Annotated in this window: 20 protein-coding genes; 8 read left to right on the top strand and 12 right to left on the bottom strand. The window is 35.9% G+C overall.

From position 1 onward, the window contains the following. Positions 1-13 precede the first annotated feature (13 nt). Positions 14-526 (top strand): hypothetical protein, encoded by a 513-nt coding sequence (locus ACMAZI_RS07885; RefSeq protein WP_334678468.1) that lies wholly within the window; start codon positions 14-16, stop codon positions 524-526. Here ACMAZI_RS07885 and ACMAZI_RS07880 read toward each other — a convergent pair. The 3 genes from ACMAZI_RS07880 to ACMAZI_RS07870 form a co-directional block, all read right to left on the bottom strand. After that, on the bottom strand, positions 516-983 hold the full coding sequence (locus tag ACMAZI_RS07880) for a hypothetical protein (RefSeq protein ID WP_115362950.1): 468 nt from the start codon (positions 981-983) through the stop codon (positions 516-518). The two genes, ACMAZI_RS07885 and ACMAZI_RS07880, sit on opposite strands and share 11 nt — an antisense overlap. Positions 984-1021: 38 nt before the next feature. Beyond that, entirely contained in the window at positions 1022-1324 is a 303-nt protein-coding gene (locus ACMAZI_RS07875; protein WP_115362952.1) for a c-type cytochrome, read from the bottom strand. Between the two features lie 77 nt (positions 1325-1401). After that, a complete protein-coding gene (locus ACMAZI_RS07870) occupies positions 1402-2016 on the bottom strand; it encodes a hypothetical protein (protein ID WP_120404895.1) in 615 nt (204 codons plus the stop codon). Positions 2017-2114: 98 nt separating this feature from the next. Between ACMAZI_RS07870 and ACMAZI_RS07865 the strand changes: the two genes are divergently transcribed. From ACMAZI_RS07865 to ACMAZI_RS07855, 3 genes are all read left to right on the top strand, one after another. After that, positions 2115-2807 (top strand): heparan-alpha-glucosaminide N-acetyltransferase, encoded by a 693-nt coding sequence (locus ACMAZI_RS07865; RefSeq protein ID WP_120404896.1) that lies wholly within the window; start codon positions 2115-2117, stop codon positions 2805-2807. Positions 2808-2892: 85 nt separating this feature from the next. After that, entirely contained in the window at positions 2893-4572 is a 1680-nt protein-coding gene (locus ACMAZI_RS07860) for a cytochrome c biogenesis protein ResB (protein WP_120404897.1), read from the top strand. Beyond that, complete coding sequence (locus ACMAZI_RS07855; protein ID WP_412473429.1) at positions 4565-6079, top strand: cytochrome c biogenesis protein; 1515 nt, start codon at positions 4565-4567, stop codon at positions 6077-6079. The genes ACMAZI_RS07860 and ACMAZI_RS07855 overlap by 8 nt, the downstream gene beginning before the upstream one ends. A 30-nt stretch (positions 6080-6109) precedes the next feature. Here the strand turns inward: ACMAZI_RS07855 and ACMAZI_RS07850 are convergent, their stop codons facing one another. The 8 genes from ACMAZI_RS07850 to fusA all read right to left on the bottom strand — a co-directional run bounded on the left by ACMAZI_RS07850 (position 6110) and on the right by fusA (position 15774). After that, positions 6110-7327, bottom strand: a complete 1218-nt coding sequence (locus tag ACMAZI_RS07850; RefSeq protein WP_115362962.1) for a hypothetical protein — start codon at positions 7325-7327, stop codon at positions 6110-6112. 111 nt (positions 7328-7438) lie between these two features. Beyond that, positions 7439-9355: a hypothetical protein gene (locus ACMAZI_RS07845; RefSeq protein ID WP_412473430.1), complete on the bottom strand. Its 1917-nt coding sequence runs from the start codon at positions 9353-9355 to the stop codon at positions 7439-7441. 90 nt (positions 9356-9445) lie between these two features. After that, positions 9446-9865 (bottom strand): hypothetical protein, encoded by a 420-nt coding sequence (locus ACMAZI_RS07840; protein ID WP_115362965.1) that lies wholly within the window; start codon positions 9863-9865, stop codon positions 9446-9448. A gap of 73 nt (positions 9866-9938) precedes the next feature. Next, positions 9939-11000 carry a hypothetical protein gene (locus ACMAZI_RS07835; RefSeq protein ID WP_412473431.1) on the bottom strand — a complete coding sequence of 354 codons (1062 nt, stop codon included), beginning with the start codon at positions 10998-11000 and terminating at the stop codon, positions 9939-9941. A 2-nt stretch (positions 11001-11002) separates the two neighbouring features. Then, complete coding sequence (locus ACMAZI_RS07830) at positions 11003-11902, bottom strand: LysR family transcriptional regulator (RefSeq protein ID WP_115362969.1); 900 nt, start codon at positions 11900-11902, stop codon at positions 11003-11005. Positions 11903-11989: 87 nt separating this feature from the next. Further along, positions 11990-12505: a hypothetical protein gene (locus ACMAZI_RS07825; RefSeq protein WP_412473432.1), complete on the bottom strand. Its 516-nt coding sequence runs from the start codon at positions 12503-12505 to the stop codon at positions 11990-11992. Positions 12506-12648: 143 nt separating this feature from the next. Beyond that, complete coding sequence (locus ACMAZI_RS07820; protein WP_334678462.1) at positions 12649-13125, bottom strand: hypothetical protein; 477 nt, start codon at positions 13123-13125, stop codon at positions 12649-12651. Positions 13126-13608: 483 nt separating this feature from the next. Beyond that, positions 13609-15774: an elongation factor G gene (gene fusA / locus ACMAZI_RS07815; RefSeq protein WP_115362973.1), complete on the bottom strand. Its 2166-nt coding sequence runs from the start codon at positions 15772-15774 to the stop codon at positions 13609-13611. Between the two features lie 255 nt (positions 15775-16029). Between fusA and ACMAZI_RS07810 the strand changes: the two genes are divergently transcribed. Next, on the top strand, positions 16030-16725 hold the full coding sequence (locus ACMAZI_RS07810) for a hypothetical protein (protein ID WP_120404902.1): 696 nt from the start codon (positions 16030-16032) through the stop codon (positions 16723-16725). A 401-nt stretch (positions 16726-17126) separates the two neighbouring features. Here ACMAZI_RS07810 and ACMAZI_RS07805 read toward each other — a convergent pair whose 3' ends face one another. Next, on the bottom strand, positions 17127-17627 hold the full coding sequence (locus tag ACMAZI_RS07805) for a hypothetical protein (protein WP_412473433.1): 501 nt from the start codon (positions 17625-17627) through the stop codon (positions 17127-17129). 85 nt (positions 17628-17712) lie between these two features. Between ACMAZI_RS07805 and ACMAZI_RS07800 the strand changes: the two genes are divergently transcribed. The 3 genes from ACMAZI_RS07800 to ACMAZI_RS07790 all read left to right on the top strand — a co-directional run bounded on the left by ACMAZI_RS07800 (position 17713) and on the right by ACMAZI_RS07790 (position 20210). Next, positions 17713-18348: a MarC family protein gene (locus tag ACMAZI_RS07800; RefSeq protein ID WP_120404904.1), complete on the top strand. Its 636-nt coding sequence runs from the start codon at positions 17713-17715 to the stop codon at positions 18346-18348. Positions 18349-18418: 70 nt separating this feature from the next. Further along, positions 18419-19756 carry a D-alanyl-D-alanine carboxypeptidase gene (locus ACMAZI_RS07795; RefSeq protein WP_412473434.1) on the top strand — a complete coding sequence of 446 codons (1338 nt, stop codon included), beginning with the start codon at positions 18419-18421 and terminating at the stop codon, positions 19754-19756. Continuing rightward, on the top strand, positions 19749-20210 hold the full coding sequence (locus ACMAZI_RS07790; RefSeq protein WP_412473435.1) for an ankyrin repeat domain-containing protein: 462 nt from the start codon (positions 19749-19751) through the stop codon (positions 20208-20210). The genes ACMAZI_RS07795 and ACMAZI_RS07790 overlap by 8 nt, the downstream gene beginning before the upstream one ends. Positions 20211-20509 lie beyond the last annotated feature (299 nt).

The following is a 20509-nucleotide window of genomic DNA, read 5'->3' as shown; positions in this document are numbered from 1 at the left end:
CATAAGGGAAATCATGAAAAAAGCATTAGTAATTGGAAGTTTCTTTGTTGCAGGGTTATTCATTATCTCTTCTTATCAAAATGAAGAATCAAATATTGTCACAAAGTCAAAAGTTCAAGCAGATAAAGCTATAACAAAAAACACACATAAGCATCACCATAATAAGAAAGTAAAGTCTCGCTCTATTGCATCTTTGGATACATCACTAAATAAGAATCCGCATAAAGTAGAAACGGAAACACCACAATTTGGACGAATAAAGAAAGAATTAACTGAATCTGATATTGAAGTTATCAACAAGGTTAAAAGCAATATCCCTGCCCTTGCAGATAGTGAATTTGAAATTGTAAAAAGGCTAAGAATCTCTAATAAGTCGATTTATATCGTTAATCAGACATTTAATGGATTACCGCAATCATTTACAGCTCTAATTGATAATAAGAGTGGTCGAATTGAGAAGAGCTGGGGCAAAACACGATATGAAATGCCCCAAGCAACAAGACACTACCCAGCAACTACTTACTAACTTGCTTTACCCACTCAGTCGTATGACCGTTTAGGCCAAGCTTACGAGGAGTTTTATGGTAGCCGTGGCTTTCATTTAAAGAATATTGTCTGAAGTTATCAATTGAACAATAATGAACAATCTCATCGACATTAAATTCTTTCGCGGCTTCTTCAAAGAAGTCCATTATTCTGTGAGAGTAACCACTCCCACTATGTTGCATTTTGATTGAAGTATTTTTACAAAGCAATTTGCTATCTTCTTTCTTTACGAAAGCAGCTGCAATGATTTCATCTGATAGCTTTACTGAAAATAATTGCCAACCATCACTCATCTCTTTTTTAATATCATCAAGAGTCCACTTAAAATCTGGACTATCAGAGAATGCTTCAACATTGTAGTCATACACATCTTTTACATTCTTCTGAGATGTTACTGATTCAAATTTGAGATCGCCGACATTAATGGCCTTTACCATGATTCCTTCCTAGTAAAATTTAAATATAAAAATTGATCTTAAAGAGTTGAGATATACGCAGCAAGATCTTTGAAATCTGAGTCTTTCAGATTCTTAATAAATGGTAACATATCTGGGTTCTTTCTTTCACCTGTTTTAAATTGAACAAGTGACGAGTAAATATACCAATCATATTGGCCAGCAATACGTGGAGCCTTCATTGACTTCTTACCTTCACCATTTTCACCGTGACAAGAAACACAACGATTATATAATGTCTTACCATTAGCAGCGCTCTGTGCTTGAACACTATTCATTGAAAAAATACCAAGTGTGATAAGTGCTAGGGCCGTTAACTTCATTCTACTTCCTCTTTTATATACTCAAAAATTTTTAATATTTATTTACCTATAGCTATCTAATATTAACTGTTTATATATTACTGCGCAACCAATTTTATCTTTGTACTCTGATATGAGAAATTCAAATATCTAGCAATACTATCAAATAATACCTCTTTCAATTTATTGGCCTGCGGGCCACGAAGTCCACTAAATATGATTCTATCATCAAGGCAAACTTCATTCTCTTCTATGCTAAACAACTGAATTTCACCAATTTCAAACTGGTCTAAACAAGAATTAGTATTTTCAACAAAATTACTAACAGAATCAATTCTCTGTCTCAGAGAAAGACTTTCCCATTGCCTCATTTCAACCTTATTGCTCATCAATTGAGAATCAAAATAGTCCTTTTGGATATCCAAGAGAATCATTTCAAACCACTTTTTTAGCTCTAAAACACCTTCCCAGGCACTTTTTGTAGGATCATCACGCAAGAAGCTTTCTGCCTCGCGAAAACTCGCCATAAACAGTCCTCGAGGTCCAATTTTACTAATTATATTTAGAGCACTTACCACTAAAGCTTTTTTTGCCTCAGCATTCTCTTCCGTAGACATAAAGTGCTCGTCAAAGAATGTTGGTGATAAGTATTGCCCAAATTCACTTCCGGAATAGTTTTCTAAGAGAGAATGGGCCTGGTTAGATATATTCATTTTTATCTTTTTGTTAAAGTATGAGATCTGCAAATTATCAATAATGTTACATTTTGACCACTAGCTAGCGCAGTAATCTTTTATGTTATCATAATCACATGAGTGAAAATTCTAAACGCTTTCATTTAATTGATTTGATTCGCGGCATTGCCGTGATTCTAATGATTATCTTCCACTTTACCTATGATCTGGATATATTTGGATATGTTGATGTCGAGTTCTTTAGGCCTGGTTTCTGGTATTACCTACCAAGACTTATTGTTACTTTATTTATGTTTTCAGTTGGTGTCTCCATCTGTATGGCCCACCCCGGAAAAATACACATGAGATCCTATAATATCCGCCTTGCAAAAATTGGAATTGCGGCCTTAATCATAAGTATCTCAACTTACTTCATGTTTCCTAAGAATTGGATATACTTTGGAACTCTCCACTGCATATTCTTTGCGACTATTTTGATCACGCCACTACGCAATAGGCCATGGCTTAGTGCAATTCTTGCCGTCATAATCCTTGTCCTTGAACAAACAAAGTATGCAATTCCTTTTCCACAAATGGATCATGCATCTCTAGATTATATTGCGATATTTCCATGGGTGGCCGTTTCACTACTTGGAATCACTTTTTTTCACCTCGGCCTACACCGTATTAACTACCCTCAACTTTATCCATTGAGAAAAATACAATTTCTTGGAAAGCATTCATTCCTTATTTACGTTACGCATCAAGTGATACTTTACTCAATTGTATATGTCGTATACCAGTTCACAAAATGGATCTCTCAATTGTAAGTTCTTTGTAAATTAAGCAAAATAAATGGCCTGACTTCAGGGAAAATGCTATTCAAAGTAGCAAAGAAGGAAAGGCCAAGTATCAATGATTACAGAAAAATTAACGAATAAGATAAATTATAAGTATCTTGAGCGCACAATCGGCTCAATGAAGTTTGCAGTTATTATTATCGCTTTATTTTCATTAGCAATGACTGTGGGAACATTTGTTGAAAGCTATTACGGAACTGATTTTGTAGGGCGCTTGATCTATAAGACTTGGTGGTTTATGGCCATCCAATTCTTCATGTGTCTGAGTATCCTATTTGCAGCCTTTGTAAGACTCCCTCCTAAAAAGCGTCTCTATGGATTTTATACAATTCACACAGGTCTAATCGTAATTGGAATAGGCTCATTCGTTACCTATATCGCTGGTATTGATGGGACGATTCACCTTCGTCCAATGACTCCTTCAAGACAAGTTGTTTTAAATGAAGATGTAATCGAGATCACTCGCCCTGATGAAAATACAAGGGCCGTTCTTCCTCTTCCATATACAGCATTTGATAAGAATATTGATGTCAAATATAAAGACGTTGAAATTGGACGTTATATGCCATTTGCTGAAAAACAAATGGAGTGGCTACCAGCTCTTGATGAATCTGAAAATAGTGAGAATACTCATTCTTCAAGTTACATTATTTCAAACGATAACGTTGCTCAAGACTTCACACTAAGTCTTCATCCAGAAGCATATGACTTTGAAGCATCTCTATCAATGGGCCTTTTAAATATCACATATCTTCCCAAAACCTTGGCCCCTTGTATAAAAAGGCCAGGAAAAAGCGGCCTTATACTATGGGACTCTAGAGACTCAACATGTTTTACAGCAGAAGAGCGTGGACTGAAAGTCATTCTAACAGAAACTGACGAGCCAAAGAGATTCTTTGCTATAAAAGATGGAGACAAAGTTTACTCTTTCTTTCCTGACATCAGCCCATGGGCATTTGATATTCAAAAGAAACAACCGATTATGGATGCACCAATTCGTGTTTTTTCAATGAATTTATTTAAAGAAAAACCGAACCTCTTCCTATTTGGCCGCCAGGCTTCATTCTGGGACAAGTACGAAGAAAAATGGGTTAGCCAAGAATTCGATAACAATGGTGAGATGACTCTACCTTGGATGGGCTTCACATTAAAACTAATACGCCATGAAGATAATCTTGTACCGACAATGGTACCTCACTCGACATTACCAATTCAGCAAAATGGTTCTCTTGTAAAAGGTGCCACTAGAGCGGCCAGAGTAAAAGTTAGAGACAAAGAGTACTGGCTAACTGATGATAAGCCCGTAACAGTTCTAATTGATGGTGTTAAAACAAATATCTTTTTAACAAAGCGATCATTTATGCTTCCATTTGAGTTTACGTTAACTCGTTTCAAAATGGATAAAGACCCAGGGACGAATCGTCCTGCAAGTTATGAGAGTTTTGTAAACCTATTCACAAACGGAAATACTACCCCATATCATGTCTATATGAATAATCCATTAAAATATGATGGATTCACATTCTACCAAGCTTCATATTCACAAGATCCACAAACTGGTCAATATAGTTCAACTCTTTCAGTGAACTTAGACCAAGGACGTTGGATTAAGTATCTTGGTTCACTTCTTCTTGTTTTTGGTTGCTCTTGGCATTATTACCTAAATTATAGGCCAAAGAAGAAGAATAAGGACCTACTTGGACTTGATGAAGAAACAGGAGACCTAAATGCTTAAACTACTACTAAGCTTTTTTGTACTAACAAACGTTTATGCAAATGTTAATTTTTGCCAAAGTGAACTTGAAAAAATGCCAATTAGGCAGGACGGAAGAGTTAAGCCTTTAACGGTTCATGCTAAAGAAGTTATTGATCACTTAACGGGCAAGAAGAAAGCTAAAGGATACACAAGTGTAGAAACTTTCTGTCATTTAAGTGCGAAAGCATTTGGACTTGAAGTACCATTTAAGCTTAAAACAAAAATTGAGCATAAAGACACGAAAAAACTTTTAGATAGCGATGGAGAGATGGGATTTGATGAACTCATCACTCATAGCACGACAATTAGAATGGCATACCAAAAAGAAAAGGTAGAGTCAGGTTATAAGAAAGAGCTAAACAAGTTATTAAACAAAATTGGCCTCTACAATGACATTGTCGGGGGAACAAATTGGCAACTCCCAGTGAAAGTAGGTGCAGAAATAAATTGGACACCTCTTACTGACTTTCTAACTAAAGAAAAGATTGATGCCATAGCACAAACTTCTAGTACGCCATTTAAAGACGCATTTGCTCAAGCAAAGAAAGACTATGTGAACCTAAAAGGTGACAAGTACATGGTTGAGTATACTTTTGATAAAATGCAGTTAACAAAGATTGCATTTGCTTTAACACTTATTGCTCTTGCGGCACTCGTTTTATTTAAAAAGTTTGGCGTGGCCTTAAGTCTTGCTACAGTAACAATCATTATACAAACAATTTACTTAAGCCTAAGAGTTTATATTTCTGGACGTGCACCGATTACTAATATGTACGAAACAGTTATCTTCTCGGGCTATGGTGGGCTACTTCTTTCAATGATCATCGGGCACCTTAAAAAAGAAAAAACATATTTATATATGGGGCTTGCTTATAATCTATGTACGCTTATGATGATCACATTTGCGACGAATATGGTTTCACCATCGATTAGTCCACTTGTACCAGTACTAAGAGACAATTTCTGGTTAAGTACACACGTTACAACTATTATTATGTCTTACGGGGCACTAGCATTAAGTTGGATTTTGGCCAATACAATTCTATTTAGAAAGGCCTTTGGTGAGTTCTCTTCAAAAGATGAAACTTATTACAATGACTTAATTTACACAACACTTAAGTATGGTGTGATCATGTTAGCAGCAGGAATTATTCTCGGTGGTGTATGGGCCGATTATTCTTGGGGACGTTTTTGGGGCTGGGACCCTAAGGAGACATGGTCACTGATCGTTCTGTGTATTTATATGGCAATACTTCATGGAAAATACACAAACTGGATTAATAATAATCGCTTTGGAACTCTCGTAGCAGGAGCGTTTATGAGTGTTATGATGGCGTGGTTTGGAGTTAACTATATCCTAGCAACAGGCCTTCATTCATATGGATTCTCTCAAGGAGGAGCCTACTTCCTTGGAACATTCTTTACAATTCAGACATTAATTTTAATTTTTACTAATATAAAGATTCACTCGAATAAATCAGCATAAGAAAAGGCCCACAAAGTGGGCCTTTATTTTTTATAAACTAGATGAAAATGGATTGATGTATTGAGACTTTAATTCTTCTTTCATAAATGCATTATCATTCATTTCAAAGTAACCAACTAAAGCACCTTCAGTGATTTGTTGAGTCTTATAGTAAGACTTAATAAATGCATCCACATTATCTTTAATAATGGCCGGTAATGGAACAAAGCTAAGTCCAAGGCCAGCAAGCGTTAGAACAGCTCTAAGTCTTTTCACACGTCCAGGTCTATCATATGAGTAGGCAACAGCTGGAGACCTATCAAAAGTATGATTTCCATCGAATAGGTTTACAATTACACGCTCACCATCAAGAGTTACTTCTTGGAAGCTGTAATTCAATCTCTCACCTACTTCTGAGTATTTTGAATTATATTGTCTGAAACGGTTTGTTGCCATTCTAAACTGTGAATAAAAGTTTGAAGTACCATATCTTGGCCAGTTAAGCTTAGCACTACTTGATTCCCAAAATGCGATCCAATCGATTCGAGACTCATAAATTGAAGAATAAATCAGATCAACTTCTTCCTTAGTTAGTCCTAGTGCACTTGCATCAGCAAATTCTAAGTAATGAAGCATTAAGTTTTGATGGTAGTGTCTTCTTGTACGAAAAAGCTTTTCTGCTTCAGTAATTACATAAAAAGCAGTATTAAGCGCAGGAACACTAGATAGTCTCTTTCTCGCTTGATTTAAGGCCCATGAAACAACTTTATAAGTTACATTCTTACGATAGAAGAATGTAGAATTATCTGGCTTAGCAATAATTGTTGGATCAATGTAATAAAATGCATCCTTAAGCTTTGCTTGGAACTCTTCCATTAATTCTTTAAATTTTGGGTTTGCAAAAATTTCTTGAAAATTGATTCCTTCAAATGCTCTCATTGAGCGTACAACTCTCTTTACATTCTTTTGAGTTTGAAAATCATTTCCTAGAAAACCATTACCTGTTACAAATAGTCCTTCGACTTCTGCTTCATAATTTCCAGTAAGACCAGATTGTGCCATTAAGGCCTGTTCGTTAAGAATAGAGTTCTTAACGTAATCAATATAGTCTTGAAAACGAAATTTTTTGCGTATCGAAAGATCCCTTACGGCAACGATCTTACCTTGGTCATCTCTTTCAAATGAAAATCTGTCATGAAACTTTTGCAGATTTGCTGCTAGAACATTACTAGATAAAAATAGCATCAATGCTAATATTAGATTTCTCATTATCTTCCTCCATGAAAATATCCTTTTATTTTAAAGGCACTCGGAAAATAAATCATAAGATGTAAGAAAAGAAGAGAATGTTTCTAAATTAGTATAGTAATAAGGAAGGTTTTATTTTTTACTGGCAGTATCTTCAAGGCTTTGCATAAGTTTTTCATCTTCTGTTAGCTCTTTTTCTTTTGTTTCTTGAGCAGATGATTTCTCCCCATCTGATTCGCTATCGGCAGATGCTGCCGCCTCAGCTTCTAAGCGGGCCTTCTCTTTTTCTTCAATAAATCGCTTATTTGCCTCTTGTTGCTCTTGAGCTTCTTTTTCTCTTTCGTCTTTTTTGTGTTGAGTATAAACATCATTTACAAATTGACGAAGACGCATTTTTTCTTTTTCACCAATTGCATGAATTAACCCATGATACTTATAGGTATCACCTTCTTTAACGCACAGTTTTCCTTCTTGAGGGACAATCTTAACGGCGAAGTTAAAAGGATGAGTTAAATAATAATTTCCATATCCAATTTCTTCTTTAGTAGTAAAAAAACAAGTGGATTCTGATATCTCTACCAGGCTCGCATCACGAATAATAAGCGCATGGCTCATTTCATCTTTTTTACTAACAAAGTATTTTGGTGGATCAAAGTATGTCTTATTAACTTTTGCATACTTCATAGGATCTTTCTTTCTTAATGCCGCAATTTTAGCATTAATATCTTGCTCTTCTTTTTGAAGTCTTTTCTCTTCTAATTGATGAATCATTTGCGCCAAGACGTTCATACCAATTTTATTCGGGTTTACTAGAGCATATTGATATGAGTACTTATCTTGAAATGATTTAGATGTATATTTTGTACAATTTAGAATAATTAAATAAGGAGCATCAGCACCAAAACTTTTTAGCCTTGTAATTAATTCTGAAAAGATAGCATCTTGCCTTCTCTGGAAAGCTTCAAGCTTTTTAGCGGACTCTGAAAGCCCTTCGACATCAACAGTCTTACCAGGCTCGTCTAAACTAAGAGGGTTGCTATTTTTCTTTTTATCGTCTTCATCTTCTGTATCGACAAATGTATCTTCATTAAAAGTTGGAAAAGAGTAAACGATAATATCAGGCATTATACGCGTTATATTTTTAAATTCAGAATCAAACTTTTCATTTATTCTAAATACAAAATCATAAGTATCTGGATGCTTCTTATTGTCTTCAAAATAACTCATATCAGGATCAACCATAAGAAGCTTGGTTCTTTTTCTTGATCCATAAGAGGCATTTTCATTTACCCATTTCTTTAGGCTCTTACCAAGTTTTAATTTCTTATTGAGTTCATCTTCACTAAGATCTTCGACATTTAAGCTGAAGCTTCCATCTTCTTTCTTTGCTGGATCGACATATAAATACTCTAGATCAAGCCAGTATCTAGAACCATAGTAGATATCTTCACTACCAGATTTTAAAACAGAAAAATACTTCGTTGCCATATGATCTGAAGGTAGATGATGTTCCACTTCGATGAGCTTTCCGGATTCAATCTTATTTGCCGTTTCAACGTGCATTGAACTAAGGCCATAATAACCAACTCGAGCAATTTCTTTCAATTTAATTGGAGCAGGCTTTTCCAAGGCACCCATGGCAAACTCTTCAGACTCTGCTATTTCTGGAAATTTAAACATAAAAGGGTGATACACAATATCGTGAGTTTCAACACCTTTAACAAAAACAAAATCAAGATGATCTGATATGAGATTCATAACTTCTTTAACATTAGTTACGAGAGCAACAACTGGAACCATTGAAAAGAAATTGATTTTTTTTAAGAGCCTAGCAAGATCTATACTTGCCTTGTCATTTTCTTTGATATCAATATAGACGACATTTGGAGCAAATTTGAAAAGTTCATAAATTGAGTGATTGACTGTAGTTTCATCGACTTTTAGATCGATAAAATCAAATTGCTCTTTGTGGTAAGTATTGATAAATCGCTTCTTTAGGTCATCCCAGTAACCTAAATCATGGCCAAAGTAAGCGATTTTTTTAGACATTTATAACTCCAACAAAGACTTATTTAGTCTATTTTAGCATAAATTCATTTATCTATGTTAAATATTTGAAATTGTTGAAAGTTAAATTACCTACACTTCAAAGTCGTCATAATCCTGACCATAATACTCGTCAAATTCCTTAGTAAAGAACCTACGAACAAAGTATTGGCCAACACGAATTGTTGAAATAAAGCCAAAATTTTCCAGCTTCAATATTGACTGGTGAATTTCATCAAGTGAAATATTTAGCTTTTCAACAACTTCAGACATAGACATAAGTTGTGAGATACCATGAAGACGATATGGATTAGTCTTTGACCAAACCTTGCGGTATAAATACATGAGGATCACAATCTCAACTCGTGATAAACGGTAATTTACAAGAATATCGTCAAAGAAAACTTCTGGAATATCAGAAAACGTAGGAACAGGAAACGAATTCGCATCAAGCTTCGTCTCATTTACATCTCGATTCTTATGAGTTGCAATAATTGAATGAATGTCAACCATATTACCCCCACCGAAGTATTTTCCTTCTTCTATTATCTCATATATTAAGATTGAAAATCTAGTGGTATCTTATTTAGGCAAAAAGTGCCGAAACCTTAGACGAATAGCTCTTAAATGTACTAATTCGTTCATCTTTTGACCTAGCAGAATCTAAGCTCTTATCTAGTTCAACTTTTAAGTCATAATACTTAAAGCGATCATCCACTTTAATTTTAGAAAGGGCCTCTAAGAATTCTAGAGCATCCTTTTCTAAGATGGCCTTCTTTAAGCGGCAGAGATTTGCATAACGAGATCTTTTCATAGAAAGAAACTTAAATGGCCCTTCTTCTACTAAGCCTAAGTCAAAAAGCAGAACCTCTTCATAAGATTTTGTCTCTGATAGCAACGATTGATTTTTAAAGTCTTTAATTGGCACAAGCTCACTAACAAGAGCGATATTGTAAGTAGAAACAACTTTGACGAGATTATCGACAAAAGTCGCTGATGACTTACACTTTCTTATCTCATACTCAAAATAATATTGCGTAAGTTTTGATAGATTAAAGCGTTTATATGAATCACTTAACTGTAATTTAAAACCAGTGTTTACACTGAAACGAATTGCACGAAGAAGCCTTACTGGATCTTTAAAGAAATCATCATTTATATGTGAACATACCTTATTTGAAATTTCATCAAGGCCATTATACGGATCCACAATCGTTGCGCTTAATTCCTCTTCTAAATTAAACTCTAGTCCAATAGCATTGATACGAAGGTCACGTCTTTTAAAAGATTCAAGATAACTTAGTGTTGAATCAAAGTGAGGTGTAAAATTCTTATGAGATAGTCCACCATCAAACTCTTCAGTTCGAGGTGAAGACAATTCAATTTCATATTCAGGAAGTTTTATTCTAATGACACCCATGCCGATATACTCGGCCGAAGGAAAGCTGGATTTCAAGAAATCAATCCACTCCTCACCGTGCATATTATTAATATGTCTTATTTCAAAATCAAAATCGAGACTCTCCTTACCAATGGCCCAGTCTCTAACAAAACCACCTACTAAGCAGAAGCGAAAACCTTTGCGATAATTCTCTTTAATGAACTCTCTTATTGATGCTGGAATATTATTAACATCAAATTCTTTCATGATTAAAGAAATGGATTCTGTTCTTTTGTTAGCATCTCTATTGTCTTTCTGATTCTAACAAGGTCAGTAGCATCCTTGTGATATACAATATAGAAACGGTCATGGGACACTTCAAAGGCCTTTCCCAATGTTTCGATATCATCTTTATAATGCCAACGCTTTAGAACGTGATTTGGAACCACAGCAACTCCTAGTCCATTTTTTACGGCCTGGAGCATATTTCCATGTGAGTTAACAGAAAAACGAGTATTTACTTTCTTAGGCTTTTTTCCATACTTAGCAAGACACCAATTTTGATAGAGCTTATCACCTTGTTCAAATAATACAGTAGGCATTCTAGTAAGCTCTTCTAGTGACGTGTTCTTTGTAATATTAAAAGGATTTCCCTTTGGAAAAACTAGAGTTACTGCCTCTTCACTTAGAAGAAGTTTTTCACCAGACTTCGGTACGGCCCCTTCAGGAAGTACTAGGAAGTCGATCTTATTTTCTTCAAAACTTCTAATTAAGTCTTCTTGGAATCCAAGAGAAATATGAATTGAAAGTCCATCTTCTTTAAGTGCAAAGTTCAGTAATTCTTGCGCAAGCCAAGACTTACCAACACCTGTTAAGGTACCAATGCGAATACGTCCTTTCATTTCGTCTTTATTATCTTTAATTTCAGTTAAGGCCTCATCCATTTCACCCAGAAAGTTTTGAGCAAGCTCATAGAGTCTCTCCCCTTCTTGAGTAAGAACGACTTTCTTTCCTGTTCTTTTAAAGGCCTTCACACCAATTTTATTCTCTAAATTCTTAACAGATTGAGAAATTGCTGATTGCGTTACATTCAAGTCCTCTGCTGCGCGAGAAAAGCTTTCAGCACGAGCTACGGCCACTAAAGTTTGTAATTGACTAGTTTCAAGCATAATTTAACCTTATCTTAAGTATAAGTTGAAGCTTATACCAAAACACGAGTTTTGTAAACAAAATCTCTGTCTCCATAATGTAAATATCTAATAATTGAAAGTTACACCGATTGCGTGATTGGTAATTACAGGTGTAATGAGATTCATGAAGGATATTTGAAAGTCCCTCGACTTGTAAAGACTTATATTGGCCTCTACTCCTGCGATAGGAACAAAGTAGAACGAGCCAATTCTTGAAAAATAGGCACCTTCACTAAAATCAAAACCATCTTCATCAAAGTGATAGAAACCGACAGTAGCATTAAATTCAAGATAACGATTGCGATAGAGATTATAACTTTGTGTCACTCCCCAAATAGGCTCACAATACGAATTCTCACCTACAAGTAGTCCAGTGGACCAGTCATAGTCATAATTGATTCGTAGTGAATGGAGCTCATTATAAATAACGCCGCTGCCTTGAGATAACTCATTACACAGAGGCCTAGCATTAGCACCTGTTGGACGCTGGATATGAGGTGTGATGCCACCAAATATGTAGGTCATATCTAAGGCGCTAGCATTTAGGCTTGCAAGAATGAGTGTAGCGATAAGTTTCTTCACACTTATATAGGTGCAATCCGAGTGCCAGAAATTTAACGGATTTATAACTAGATAGGTAGTCTACACAATGGGCACTGTTCAATAATTAGGCAAACGAAGGACCTTGTGGTGGCAGAATACAAATTCGGCCACCTAGCAATTACCTACTCAACGTAAAGAGCATCTATTTTACATTTATACTTTTTAGATAATCCAAAAAGGCCACCACCGCTGAGCTTATATTTTACTTCAATAATATTATCTATTGATTGAGCAAACTCATTTCGAATTCTTATACATTCATTACGAACCTGCGAATACTTACCTTTAAGCTTCTTTTTAAATTCTTTGTTCACAAGTATATATGAGTAACTATTTAAATAAATGACAGTTACACATGTCGTATAAAAGTGCAGATTTCCTCCGGCCATTGTCGAATTTCGATTAACTGAAGTGTGAGCAAATAATCCATCAATATTCATTGCTTCTAATTTATTATCAAGAATCTCTCCTCTTCTATAACAAAGATTTGCCTCTTCTTGTGTGTGAATTGTCTCATAGTGATAAGTCATGGATTGAATGTCACTTGAAGCTAGAACTGATTGAATAAATAGTAGTAAGAATAAAATAATTTTTTTCATAGATCCCCCTTATTAATGAACTCATCATCTGAGTTTTGTTACTTATTTTTTTGGGGATGGATTGGGAGATAAAATTAATACTATTTTGTTAAAACAATTTCAAGTCATTAAAGAAATTGTTATTAATTACAATAACTCTCCCATTGCTCCTGAAAACATCGCGTGATTCGGTTATTTTAGATAGATTTACTTGCTAACTTTAGCAGAGCTAAAGTGTCGCTACTATTATTCGATGGCCTTCCCATTGGCCTTGAGACGAACCGGTGTGCATAAACGCACACCTCTCGACAAACCTACTAGCTAAAGACTAGGGGCCTAGCACCGCAAACAATAGCCCGCCTTTGGGCGGCCAATTTTGCGGATGCTTCCCATTGCTCCTGAAAAAAGAACGGCCGGTATAAACCGGCCGTCTTTATTGAAAATCTGAATTTCAAGCTCTGGGAGCAGATTAAAAATTCAATATGCCTTTGGGCATATTAATTTTTAATCCTCATTAGCAAGTTTCTCTTTACGTGCCTTCATAACTTCCTCTTGGATGTTAGATGGACAATCTAGGTAACGAGAAAATTCCATTGTGTATGATGCTTTACCTTGAGACATAGATCTTAGGTCATTTGAGTAACCAAACATTTCTGAAAGTGGTACCTCAGCATTGATGATAACTTCTCCACCTGGATCAGTTTCTGAACCTTGGATCATCCCTCTTCTTGAAGAAAGGTCACCAATTACAGAACCTTGGAATTCATCTGGAGTTGTAACTTCAACTTTCATAACTGGCTCTAGAAGAACTGGTTGTGCTTTGTTGATAGCTTGTCTCATCGCTTGTCTAGAAGCAATACGGAAGGCCATATCAGAAGAGTCAACGTCGTGTGACTTACCGTCTCTTAGGAAGATTTCACAGTTAATAACTGGGAATGCAGCAAGAGGACCTTTGTCCATAACGTCTTGGAAACCTTTTTCACAGGCACCAATAAATTCGTTAGGAATTGATCCACCTTTAATTTCGTTATTGAACTTAAATACTTGATCTTCTTTATCCTTATCTTCTTCAGCAAGTGGCTTAAGTAGACCAACAACTTGACCGAATTGACCAGAACCACCAGTTTGCTTCTTGTGAGTGTAATCAAAAGCTGCTTCAGTTCTGATTGTTTCACGGTAGTTAACCTGTGGAGCACCAACTTCAACGTTAGCACCGAACTCACGCTTAAGTCTCTCTACGTAGATCTCAAGGTGTAGCTCACCCATACCAGCGATACGTGTTTCACCTGATTCTTCATCAGTGTATACGTGGAAAGTCGGGTCTTCTTTAAGGAATTTAGCAAGACCTTTAGACATTTTAGCTTGCTCGTTCTTATCCTTACAAGAAATCGATAGCTCGATAACTGGGATTGGAACGTGAATACCTTCTAGTGATAGGTTCATATTATCGTCGTTACCAACGAAAGTATCCCCTGATGCACAGTCGATACCAACGATAGCGATGATGTCACCAGCGTGAGCTGAATCGATATTCTCTCTATCGTTAGAGTTCATACGAACCATACGTCCGATACGAACTTTCTTACCTGTTCTTGTATTGTAAACAGTATCACCTTTATTTAGTGTACCTCTATAGATTCTTGTATAAGTCAGCTGACCGAATTGCTCATCAGTGATCTTGAATGCCATCGCAAGTAGATCTTGTTCTGGATCTGGAGTGATCGTAACAGTTTCTTCAGTTTCTGAATCAACAGCTGTTGGAAGAGCACAAGTAAGTGGTGAAGGAAGGTATCTAGCAACTGCTTCAAGAAGTGCTTGTACACCTTTGTTCTTGAAAGCTGACCCCATGTAAACTGGAGTAAGTTGAAGAGATTGAACACCTTTTTTGATACATAGGTGAAGTTGTTCTTCAGTTGGCTCATTACCTTCTAGGTATGCTTCCATTACGTCATCATCAAATTCAGCAACAGCGTCAACCATTTCAGATCTAAGCTCTTCTACTTTATCCACTAGATCAGCTGGACAGTCTTCGATTCTAACTTTTTCACCGTTATCACCGTCGTAGTACCATGCTTTTCTTGTAATTAGGTCTACAGCACCAACGAATTCGTCTTCTGCACCGATTGGACATTGCATAAGTACAGCATTGTGGTTTAGTTTTTCTTTAAGAGCATCTCTACCATTGAATGCATTCGCTCCCATACGGTCCATCTTGTTTAAGAAAGCCATTCTAGGAACGTTATATCTTTTCATCTGTCTATCAACTGTAATTGACTGTGACTGAACACCAGAAACAGAACAAAGAACAAGGATAGCACCATCAAGAACACGTAGTGATCTTTCAACCTCAACTGTGAAGTCAACGTGACCCGGAGTATCAATGATATTTACACGAGTATCTTTATCGATACCATCAGCAAATGTCGTACCTTTACCTTCGATACCTTTCCAGTGAACTGTCGTTGCAGCAGATGTAATTGTAATACCTTTTTCCTTCTCAAGTTCCATGTGGTCCATAGTTGCACCAGCACCACCACCACGAACATCTTCGATTTTGTGGATCATGTCACAATAGAAAAGGATACGCTCTGTAAGAGTTGTCTTACCAGAGTCGATGTGAGCCGAGATACCAATGTTTCTCGTTTTCGCCATCAATTTGTTGTTAACCATTCTTAACTCCGTTTTGAGGTTGTTAATATTTTAAAAGAGTCCAAATAAATATGGATGTCCAAATTTACAGATACCTTAAATACAAAATAATCAGTGTTGCATATTAGAGAAAAAAGCCATTCAAGTCAACGAGTTATAAGGCTTTTTTACGGCCAAAACAAAGAATATTTAAGTATTTATTTTTGATAAAAGCGGTTGACAAAAAATGACGTAGTTCTTAAAAAAATTTTCACACTAAAATTAAGGAATAAACGTATGTCTTCACAGTTAAGCAAACAAGATCTGTACGAATCAGTAAAAACACTAGTTGAAAGCGATGCACAATTAGTACACTTGGCCCAACATAAATTATATACCCTCTTTAGTGTGGCGTTCCAATATATGCTATTTAGATCGACAAAAGAGGCCGGAGCTTACATCATTCGAGTTCAGGATGCGAAGTTGGCGCAAAAGCTTGCTCGTAAGTCAAAAGATGAATCAACGCGTAAATTCTTACAGCAATTACAGATTCCAAGAAAGATCAAATATGGAAAGTCTACTTTCTATTTAGACTTCTTCAATATTGCTAGCTGGAACCTAACGAAGAATCTAAATCCTGCAAATATCAAAGGATCAATTATTGTTCGTGACACGACTGAAGAGTCTCCAGTTAAACAAATCATGGCACTACAAGCAGAAGCGGCAATGAATGAAGCAATCTTAGAAGGGCGTGAAGAAGAGGATATCAAAATTGATATTCCAGAGCTTCCTGAAGACTTCTACTTTTCACACTTAGTTGAAGCTTCTCCAAAATCAATCTTTATCGCTTTTGATGAAGTGTTAGAAGAAGGAGTTCTAGAGCCTTTTAACCCGACTGCAATCAACTTCCCTTTTATTAAAAAGGATGTTCAAAAAACAATTTCCGGTGTAACGATTTCAAATGATCTAGATTGGGATAAAATTGATGAGTAGACGCGGCATTGTCTGCCCAAAGGCAGACTATTGGACGCGTCGACAGCTCCCCATTCTTTAGCTAATATACTTAATTCAACAAGCCGGGTTCAAGCCCGGCTTTGTTGCCTCTGGAGCAATGGGAAAGCTCACGTAATTTAAGCGATATTTTAGCGCAGCTAAAATTAGCAAACTGGTACATCGATACTTTTCGACACTTCAATCACATACACAAGACAGTAACAATTGAGCTTAGTTTTAAAGCATCTAATATTAATAAAAGTTATTCTTTTTAGACTTTTGTATTAGGGACCCTACTAATATGCTTCTTGTTACATAGAAATAGCTTTCCAGATGATAAAAAAACAAAATTTAAACACATAACATTATGAAATGTCGAAAAGTATCGACGTACCTATTTTTTACAGATTACTTAAATTGTAATAGTACTGAGCGACAAAAAATAAAACCGGTGCGATAGGAAAAACAAAAAAAGAAACTAAAATCGAAACGAGTCGATTGGAGAAGAATTTTAATACATACTTATTTTTAGCAACTCTTGTATATTCACTTGAAATAAAACCAGGACAAAGAACAAGAAATGCGGCCAAGAAAAGTTGTCCTATAATTGGTATCATCATTGTTCCATGAGCAAGCAATATATACTCTGGCATGAATCTACCGAATATATCTCTAGTTCTTCTAACAAATGAACTGATTAGAATATAGAAAGTAAAGCATATTAAAATAGCAAACAAGACCTCTCCAGACGGTGACATAGAAAGCCCTCCTTTATCACCAGGAAAAGCAGCAATAGGCCCGAAGATTACAATTGGAGTCATCACTACTGGAAAGATAAGCCCAAATATCAGAAACTCTTTTCGCGCTCCATGTCCTCTGAATGTTAAAAAGTCTAGAATCACGTCTCCCCCAAAATTAGTTTATAAAATTATAACATACGTAAAAAATCTAACTTGAATATTTATTGAAAGCAGTCATAATCTAGATATGAAAACTGCTCACATGATCTCATTCTTTGTTGCCCTCCTCTCTGTTGTTAATCCAATTGGAGCACTCCCAATGTTTATGGGACTAACAAAGAATCTTTCAAAGACTCAAAGAAAGAGTATGGTGCGAGTTTGTTCCATTGCCGTCTTTGTTACTCTTGTGATCTCTCTATTCATTGGAAAGAAAATCCTAAGCTTCTTTGGCATATCAATAGGGGCCTTTACTGTAGGAGGAGGTATACTTATTTTCTCCATGGCAACTTCCATGATCAATGCAAAAGACGTTGAATCTAAACTTACGCAAGATGAAATGGACGACGATTCAATTCGTGAAATTGGAATAGTACCTTTGGCCATTCCACTTCTTGCTGGACCAGGGGCCATATCAACGACTATCATCTACGCGCAAAAACTGACGTCTCCAATTGACTGGGCCTTAAGTATTCCGATCCTACTTCTTGCCGTTCTATGTATCTACATTGCTCTGATCAATGCGAATACAATTAGTGAAAAAGTTGGCCAACTTGGTGTTAATGTAACAACACGTGTCATGGGGCTCTTTCTCCTGGCCATGTCTGTTGAAATGATAACAAATGGATTGGCATCAATTCTACCAATTCTAAAAGCACAACTTTAAGAAAATCTTAATAACGCATAAAGACATCAGCTCTTGACCGAAGAGACCAAATTACCTAGAATCCCCCTTCATGAATTCGTTCAAACTTATATCCATTTTCCTTTTTGCCATTAGTATAAATGCTAATATCCACAATGGGATTGCCAATAAATGGTTAGAGCTCTCTAAAGAATTTGGCCTTGATAGCAAGGAGCATGGATTTTGCTATCTCTACAATGGAGAAATATACGGAAAAACGGCCCATCTAAAAGCGAGGCTAGCATCCACTTCAAAACCTCTAACAAGTCTTATGGCCTTAAAAACACAAGGCCCAAACTATGAGCATCAAACAGAAGTCATTTCCGATGGAAGAAATATACATCTTATTGGATCTGATGATGGCATGTTTAACGAAGATAAAATCTTCTATCTCATAGGCAGATTAAATGCTTTGGGAATAACAGAACTAGATAATTTAAGTTTTGATAACTACACTCCAATATTTGCAATTGCCCTATACTCACGCATGAGTATGAGCGAAGCATGGTATTCAAAAGAATATAATATTGAGCAACTTAAAGAATATTTCAATTTAGATACTAATAAGGACATTCAATCGAGACTAAGAAGATTTCTAAAAAATACTCCGGTTGAAATACTTAACGAGCTTGGAATCTCTTCAAGATATTCTGATTACAAAATGAGTACTAAAAGAGTTTTCTACAGCACAAGAATTCCTTTGATTGATTATAATTACAATTTCACACTGACTGCTCCAAAACTGCTGACTTATCTTAAGTATCAAAACTCAGTGTCGCATAATTGGCTTGCAGATATAACTTATCGAAGCTTTGGCGCAAGATCATATGGAGACTGGTTTCTAGAAAATTTAGCTGAAGAATCATTTGGAAACGACTACTACCAAAAACGAATTGGATTTAAAGATCAAGAGCCCCATGCACTACTCTACACAGGCTCAGGCCTAGACTCAAAGATCAATGATGAGCGTGTTGATAATTACGCAACTTGTGCAATTATAGTTAAAGCATATGAACAATTAGAGTTAGAATTAGCAGACTATGGTAAAGGACTTAGCGATATATTACCAGTTGCTGGAGTTGATATAGGAACATTGGCAAATCGCTTAAATGCACGTCGAAACCTAGGATCAATAATGGCCAAGACAGGAACTCTAATGAATACAAAGTCTCTAGCAGGTAAGCTAAAGACGAAATCAGGAGATATATTCTTTGGCTTCTTTCATCATGTATATAAGGCCAATGGAAGCGAACAATATAATGCAAAAATTGTTCAAGATCTTATGACAGAATATTTAATTGAAGAATTTGGAGGAGCAAAACCTCTTATCTACAAAAGGCCAAAACAATTCTTCCCACTAAAATTATCAGAGGCAGTGCTACTTGAATAAACTTACCATTCCACTTGTCATATTTTTTATAGGTCTTGCTACTTATATTTCTCGTAACGGAACAAAGGCCGCTAATACAACGTTCGAGTCTCCTGTTCCTATTGAAATCTCAAGAGAGAGTAGAAAAGAATTAGAGCGCACTAATATAAGAAATCATAGCAATTATAAAAACTTTGATGAGGCCTTAATTGCAAGCCTAGCGATGGAGGATGACGAAGAAGTTATTCATGCATTAAAAGCAGGGGCAAATCCAAATATAATCTTTAATAATCGAAAGTTTACCATGGCAATGGATAAGAGTTTAAATTGTAACCCTAAAATTCTTATGGCCCTAATTGAAGCGGGGGCCGATTTAAATATGAAAGATACTCACAATAAAAGTGCACTTGATTATGCCAAGAGAAATGGAAATGAAGAGTGTATAAATATTCTTATTGATTCTGGTGCAAAATAAAAATGGGGCCTTGGCTTGTACTTTAAAAGAAAAGGTAGGATTTTAGAGCAAGAGAAAAAAACAAATTCTTGTTTTTCAGCATGGTCGGTAGAAGTGTTAAGTGGGACTCTTTTTAAAGAACCAAGGCCATCCAACCATTGATACTTTAATTAAAGCAATGCACGTGCCAACTTTTGAACCGATTCACTCAAGTAAATTCAAATAGTTAATCGAGGTGCATAATGCGTCCTGAGGTCAAAATGAACTCATTTCAAAATAGTTCCTTGATGCCAAAGCGCACATTGCATTGCATCATGCGG

Origin of the sequence: Halobacteriovorax sp. YZS-3-1, from assembly GCF_047084945.1 — a bacterium.
Lineage (GTDB): Bacteria > Bdellovibrionota > Bacteriovoracia > Bacteriovoracales > Bacteriovoracaceae > Halobacteriovorax_A > Halobacteriovorax_A vibrionivorans.
The sequence above is the reverse complement of the archived record's forward strand: the minus strand, read 5'-3'. Positions and strand labels throughout refer to the sequence as shown.